We start from the raw sequence: 6,457 nt of genomic DNA, 5'->3' as shown, positions 1-6,457 counted from the left end.
CCAGAGCGTACTCGGGCTCGGTGCCGGTGAAGCTCTCGGGGCTGTACTCGAAGCGGAAGTTGTCGTTGCCCGCCTCGTCGGTCAGCTGCTTGAGCAGCTTGGCGCCCTCAACGGCGATCCGCTTGATCTGCTCGCGGTCGCGCTTGAACACCTGCTCGCGCTGCGCCACGCTGGTGGAGTTGTACACGTGAACCACCACGGGGGTCTTGCAGCCCTCCAGGGCGGCGAAGGTCTTGCGGATGATGTGCTCGCGCGCCTGGGTGAGCACCTGGATGGTCACATCCTCGGGGATCATGTTCTGCTCGATCAGCGTGCGCGCGAACTCGAACTCGGTCTCGCTGGCGGCGGGGAAGCCGATCTCGATCTCCTTGAAGCCGATGGCCACGAGCTTCTTCCACATCTCCAGCTTTTCTTCCAGGCTCATGGGGATGATGAGGGCTTGGTTGCCGTCGCGCAGGTCAACGCTGCACCATTTGGGCGCATGCTCGATGTAGTCCTTCTGCACCCAGTCATAGCACGGTTCGGGCGGCATGTAGAATCCGGGCTGGTATTTGGTATGGGTGGGCATTCCTGTCATGAGAGGTACCTCCTTGTCAGGCCCGGTCGTGCCGGGCGTTTGCTGGCTGCATGAGAGGCGTCCTCGTGGTAATCCGGTCGTCGTTGCCGCACGAGGCGCCTGCAACGGCCGCTTGGGGCGGCCGGGCGACGAAAGGATTTATAAGGCGCAGACCCGTTTGGTTCGCGACGTTCGGGCGTTTCCGCTTCGAAGCTCGTGGCGCGACCTACAGGTGCGCCTGGATAAGCTTGGGGCGGAAGCCCCCGGCGGCGAGCGCGTCCACGATCTGATGCTTGTGCTCGGTGCCGTAGGCCTCGATGGTAAGACGCAACTCCACGGCGGCGTTGCGGTTGGTGCTCACGAATTGGTTGTGGTCCAGCCTGATCACGTTGCCGTTGTTCTCGGCAACGATGGAGGCCACGCGCACCAGCTCGCCGGGGCGATCGGGCAAAAGCGTGGACACCGTGAAGATGCGGTCGCGCTGAATCAGGCCGTGCTGCACCACGGAAGACATGGTGATGACATCCATGTTGCCGCCGGAGAGAATCGAGACCACCTTCTTGCCCGTGAACGGCAGGTGCTTGAGCGCTGCCACAGTGAGCAAGCCCGAGTTCTCCACGATCATCTTGTGGTTCTCCACCATATCCAAGAAGGCCACGATCAGCTCGTCATCTTCGATGGTGATGATATCGTCCAGGTTTTCCTGCAAATAGGGGAACAGCTTGTCGCCGGGCTCCTGTACGGCGGTGCCGTCGGCGATGGTGTTCACGCTGGGCAGCTTCACCACGTGTCCGGCCTCGAACGATGCCTTGAGGCATGCCGCGCCCGCAGGCTCCACGCCGATGACCTTAATATGGGGGTTCAAGAGTTTTGCCAGGGTGGATACGCCGGTGGCAAGCCCACCGCCCCCAATGGGCACCAGGATATAGTCAACCAGCGGTAGCTCCTGGACGATCTCCATGGTGATGGTGCCCTGACCGGTGGCAACCGTCAGGTCGTTGAACGGATGGATGAAGGTGTAGCCATGCTCTTCGGCGAGCTCAAGCGCCTTCTCGCATGCCTCGTCATATACGTCGCCGTGCAGCACAACCTCCGCACCGTAATGCTTGGTGCGCTCCACTTTGATGAGCGGGGTGGTGGTAGGCATGACCACGATGGATTTCGCCCCACAGCGGGTAGCTGCAAATGCCACACCCTGCGCATGATTGCCCGCCGATGCGGTAATCAGGCCGCGACTGCGCTCTTCGTCGGTCAGCGTGTTGATTTTGTAGTAGGCTCCGCGAACTTTATATGCGCCGGTGCGCTGCATGTTCTCGGGCTTGAAATACACCTTGTTGCCGGTGGCTTCGCTGAAATGGGGGCTCTCGATAAGCTCGGTCTTCTGGGTCACTTCTTTGACTCGGATAGATGCTTCTTCGAATGTGTCCAGCGTGAGCATATCGTCTCGTTCCTTCGTGGTGCACTTTTCCAATTTAGTGTAGTAAAGCAGTATACCTTTTTATCCGGCAATTGGAAGAGGCGAAGCTCGCCCGGCTGCCAGAGCCTATCCGTATGGGCGCCGTCGAACCTCGTGCAGAGAAGCGACAGCGTGGACGTGCGCTATGGGTGTCGTGCGGCCGCAGCGCATAGGCCCGCCCAATCGAACAGACAGGTATCTTGTACTGTATTAAAGAGAGACCCGCCACCGGGGGCGAACGGACAATTGTTGCGTTAGTTTTAACAAAACATAGGTCGTCTTGCCGTGCGCGAGGAGTACCATAGCGTCAAACGCATAGGACGGAGCGGAGTCGAGCTCTCTGCGGATGCCCGCGTCTGGCGTTGTCGGCGCCGCTTGCCGCGCTTACGCCATGCATCGTGTGCCACGCGTCACGTGTCGTGCAGCTTTCGCCGTTTCGTCCGTGCGGCCATCGCGAGAAAGAGGTACTGCAATGAAGACCGTATCCACCCCCAACGCCCCCGCCGCCATCGGCCCCTACGTTCAGGGCAACATCGTCGGAGGGCTGCTGTTCGCCTCCGGTCAGATTCCGCTCGATCCCGCGACGGGCGAGATGGTTGGCACGACCATTGAGGAGCAGACCGCTCAGGTCATGAAGAACGTCGGTGCGTTGCTTGAGGCAGCCGGATCCGATTTCGACCATGTGGTCAAAACCACGTGCTTCCTTGATGACATGGGCGATTTCGCGGCGTTCAACGGCGTGTACGCCCAGGCGTTCGGCGAACATCTGCCCGCTCGTTCCGCTGTTGAGGTGGGCGCGCTTCCCAAGGGCGCGCTTGTCGAGGTCGAGGTCATTGCCGAGATCATCGCGCAATAGTAGGTTTGGGGCTTCGTGTCGCTGCAGCCCTTTGACCATGAGGCTTCGGGCGTTTCCGCGAAGCCTTACGTATTCCCGCGATTCGTTCTCGGGGTCTTTAAGCTTCGCGACATTTGAGCCCGAGCGTCCTGCGGCTCCCAAATCCGCGGGATGCTCGGGCGAGCCCATTTGAAGTGCCTCGCGACGCGCATCTATATATAGTGTTAGATAGATGCATAAAGAAGCGATGTGCCAGCTCTGTCCGATGCGCATCGCTTCGCTGAGCTCCGTGCTTGCCGCTTGAGGGTGGGGCATGGCCTGAAAATGGATAGGTGGAAAAACATGACGGGGCAGCCTCTATTCGAGATGCATGACGTTTCGGTGGTTCGTGCGGGTAGAACGATTCTCCATGTGGACGATTTCGCGCTGGCAGAAGGCGAGCACATTGCTCTTCTCGGCCCCAATGGTGCCGGAAAATCCACCTTCATCCAGCTGTTCACGCGTGAGGTCATGCCGTTGCATCGCGATAATCCGCCCGTGCGCTTTCGTGGCAATCCCCGCCCTACGCTCGCAGATGTCAAATCGTGCGTAGGGGTGGTCAGCGCTACGATGCACGACCAGGTGCGCGTGCATCTTCCCGTCATAGACATCGTGAGCGGCGGCGTGTTCGGAACGCTTGGGCTGCCGCGTCACGTCCAGGTTTCTGACGCCGTCCTCGTCAAGGCTCGCGAATCGCTCGCGCGTCTCGGCATAGCCGATCTTGCCGACCGTGACGTGATGACGCTTTCCACCGGTCAAGTGCGCCGCGTGCTCGTAGCGCGCGAACTGGTGCACGATCCCGAGGTGCTGGTGTTCGACGAACCGTGCACGGGCCTCGATCCCGAAGGCATGTACCACGTACGCGACGCCATGCGCACGCTTGCCAGCGAAGGCTGCTCGGTGGTGCTCGTTACGCATTATCCTGAGGACATCATCCCCGCCATCGACCGCGTGCTGCTCATCAAGGAGGCCGCCGTAATTGCCGACGGCCCCAAACGGAAGATGTTAAGCAGCCAGGCCATGACGGAGCTCTTCGGCGTCCCGCTTGCCGTCGACGAGGCCGATGGCTGGTACAGTATGCGTGGAATGTATTAGTTCCTCTGCCGTCTGCTCCTTGAGGTGTGGCGCTCTTTTGTGCTGGCGAGTTCTCGGCGCCTCTTTGCTTTTGATGTCAGTTTCTTTAAGTATGTCATCCACCTGCGCCCTCAATTTTTCCTTTTCTGGCAGTTTTCTGGAGTATGTAATCCAGTTTGAAGTAATTTTGCGGGTCGCGGCTCATCTTTCGATTGCCTTCTGCGTCGGGCGTTTTCATTTCCCCAGGTCGATCGTCTTTTTGCGAACGGTGATCGAATGGTTCTGCGCCAACCATCCTTCCGTTTCCGAAAATTGACACGAAACCGGATTACATACTTGCAAAAACTGGCGAGATTCAGGTTTATAGGCGGAACGGTGGATTACATACTTTGGATAACTGCCATGGCGAGCTCGCTTTGTTGCGCACAAGGTCAAAGGTTTCAATCCGTTAGCCTACTTCGTTTTTCACGCAGGAGGCTTGCTAGCTAATATGGGGCGCAGAGAGAGCATGAGGTGTATAGCGTGTCGCTGGCAGCACGCAAAGGATCGAAGCGTACGGTAAGGAGTGTCGCATGGGCACAGCAAAGCGTATAGCAATAGTCGATTTCGATTTCCCCGATTCCCTCATCGAAGAGAATATGTGTGCTCGAGCGGGTATTGAGCTTACGGTACATGCAGGTCGCTGTAATGCCGAAGAAGTGGCACGTTACGCTCAAGGCGCCGATGCGCTCATTTCATCGTACGGCGATATCACGCGCGAAGCGCTTGCTGCACTCGCGCCGCGCCTCAAGGTTGTGAGCCGTACGGGTACGGGCGTTGACAACATCGATGTCGATGCCGCTACCGAGCTTGGGATTGCCGTGTGCAACGTGCCAGGTTACGGAACCGAAGTGGTGAGCGATCACGCCATCGCGCTCGCGCTTGCATGCCTGCGCCGTATCAACGAGCAAGACGCCGACGTCCGTCGAGGCGTGTGGGATTATGCGCGCACACGCCCGCTGGGCCAGGTGCGTGGCAGGCGCCTCGGCATCGTGGGCATGGGGGCCATCGGCGCTGCGGCTGCACGCAAAGCTGCCGGGTTGGGATTTGAAGTAGTGTGCTATTCGCGTTCGCTTGAGCCAAACTCGACGACGGCAGAGGGGTATGCCATTCTGCCGCTCGATGAGCTTTTAGCAACCAGCGATGTAATAAGCGTGCATACGGCGCTTACGCCGCAAACGTATCACTTGATAGACGAGCGCGCTATTTCTCTCATGAAGCCCAGCGCAATCGTGTCAACACCTCACGCGGGGCGGTTGTCGACACGATTGCGCTTGCTCGCGCGCTCGAAAATAACGCATTGTGGGGAGCGGGGCTCGACGTGTTCGAGGGCGAGCCGCTTGATCCTGGCCATCCGATAGTGAAGGCGCCGCATACGGTCCTTACGCCCCATGCCGCCTATTGGTCGGAAGAAAGCGGCATCGAGCTGCGCACGCGAACCTGCCAGGCCGCAGTCGACGTGCTGCGCGGCGTGCGTCCCAAAGATTGCCTCAACCCTCAGGTGCTTCAGCAGGCATATAGGTAAGTAGATAGACATATACATATATAAGTAGATAGGGATGTGCCGCCTCTATAGATAGATATATAGGCGGGCAGAGGGCTAGTGCGGCTCCATTAGTGGGATATGCTCAGGAAAGCACAAGGCTTTGTGGAGTCGTATGCAGGGGTACCAAGCGCAAAGAAACGCACCTCCCAAAAGGAAGTGTTGCAGAGTTGTGGAGACGAAAATTAGTGCTTCACATTCGAAATGACTTCCGTATAATAACAACCCCGCCGCAAGGGCGAGCCGCTTCGAAGGCGAGCAGGGCGCAAGCCACTGCAAAGCTCCGAAGCATCGGCAAGAGCAAATTTTCAAATTTCTGAAAAAAGTTCTTGACACCGGGCAGGGCACGAGATAATATACTTCCTCGCGCCAGCAACGAACTTGCGACGCGAACCCAACCCGGAAATAGCCCGGGAACTGGGGGAACCTTGAGAACCGGATACTGTGGAGTGAGAGAGAATAAGCCAGGACGGAGCATAGAGCTCCGGGGAACCCGGATCGATTCTTGAAACGTTGCCGAGGCGCGAGCCTCGGACCTTCAACGGAGAGTTTGATCCTGGCTCAGGATGAACGCTGGCGGCGTGCCTAACACATGCAAGTCGAACGAGTAAGGCGCCTTCGGGCGCGTATAGAGTGGCGAACGGGTGAGTAACACGTGACCAACCTGCCCCCCGCCCCGGGACAACCGCCCGAAAGGGCGGCTAATACCGGGCGATCCGGCAGCTTCGCATGGAGCTGCCGGCAAAGCGTATGCGGCGGGGGATGGGGTCGCGGCCCATCAGGTAGACGGCGGGGTGACGGCCCACCGTGCCTACAACGGGTAGCCGGGCTGAGAGGCCGATCGGCCACATTGGGACTGAGACACGGCCCAGACTCCTACGGGAGGCAGCAGTGGGGAATTTTGCGCAATGGGGG

3 protein-coding genes, 1 rRNA gene and 2 pseudogenes are annotated in these 6,457 nt (G+C 59.0%); 4 read left to right on the top strand and 2 right to left on the bottom strand.

Translation table 11 applies throughout. The features are described 5' to 3' along the window. Together Q0J60_RS06455 and ilvA are read right to left on the bottom strand one after the other, a co-directional pair. Positions 1–577: pseudogene (locus Q0J60_RS06455) on the bottom strand (2-isopropylmalate synthase); the annotation flags it as partial. Positions 578–782: 205 nt separating this feature from the next. Then, a complete protein-coding gene (gene ilvA / locus Q0J60_RS06450; RefSeq protein WP_294439698.1) occupies positions 783–1,994 on the bottom strand; it encodes a threonine ammonia-lyase in 1,212 nt (403 codons plus the stop codon). Between the two features lie 490 nt (positions 1,995–2,484). Here ilvA and Q0J60_RS06445 point away from each other — a divergent pair, with 490 nt between their 5' ends. The 4 genes and pseudogenes from Q0J60_RS06445 to Q0J60_RS06430 all read left to right on the top strand — a co-directional run. After that, entirely contained in the window at positions 2,485–2,868 is a 384-nt protein-coding gene (locus Q0J60_RS06445) for a RidA family protein (protein ID WP_294439695.1), read from the top strand. 321 nt (positions 2,869–3,189) lie between these two features. Next, positions 3,190–3,981, top strand: a complete 792-nt coding sequence (locus Q0J60_RS06440) for an ABC transporter ATP-binding protein (RefSeq protein WP_294439693.1) — start codon at positions 3,190–3,192, stop codon at positions 3,979–3,981. A gap of 551 nt (positions 3,982–4,532) precedes the next feature. After that, positions 4,533–5,524 (top strand): annotated as a pseudogene (locus Q0J60_RS06435) (C-terminal binding protein). A gap of 556 nt (positions 5,525–6,080) precedes the next feature. Next, positions 6,081–6,457: ribosomal RNA gene (locus Q0J60_RS06430) — 16S ribosomal RNA — on the top strand; the annotation flags it as partial.

The sequence above is a fragment of the uncultured Slackia sp. genome (assembly GCF_944321625.1).
Taxonomy (GTDB): domain Bacteria; phylum Actinomycetota; class Coriobacteriia; order Coriobacteriales; family Eggerthellaceae; genus Slackia.
The sequence above is the reverse complement of the archived record's forward strand: the minus strand, read 5'-3'. Positions and strand labels throughout refer to the sequence as shown.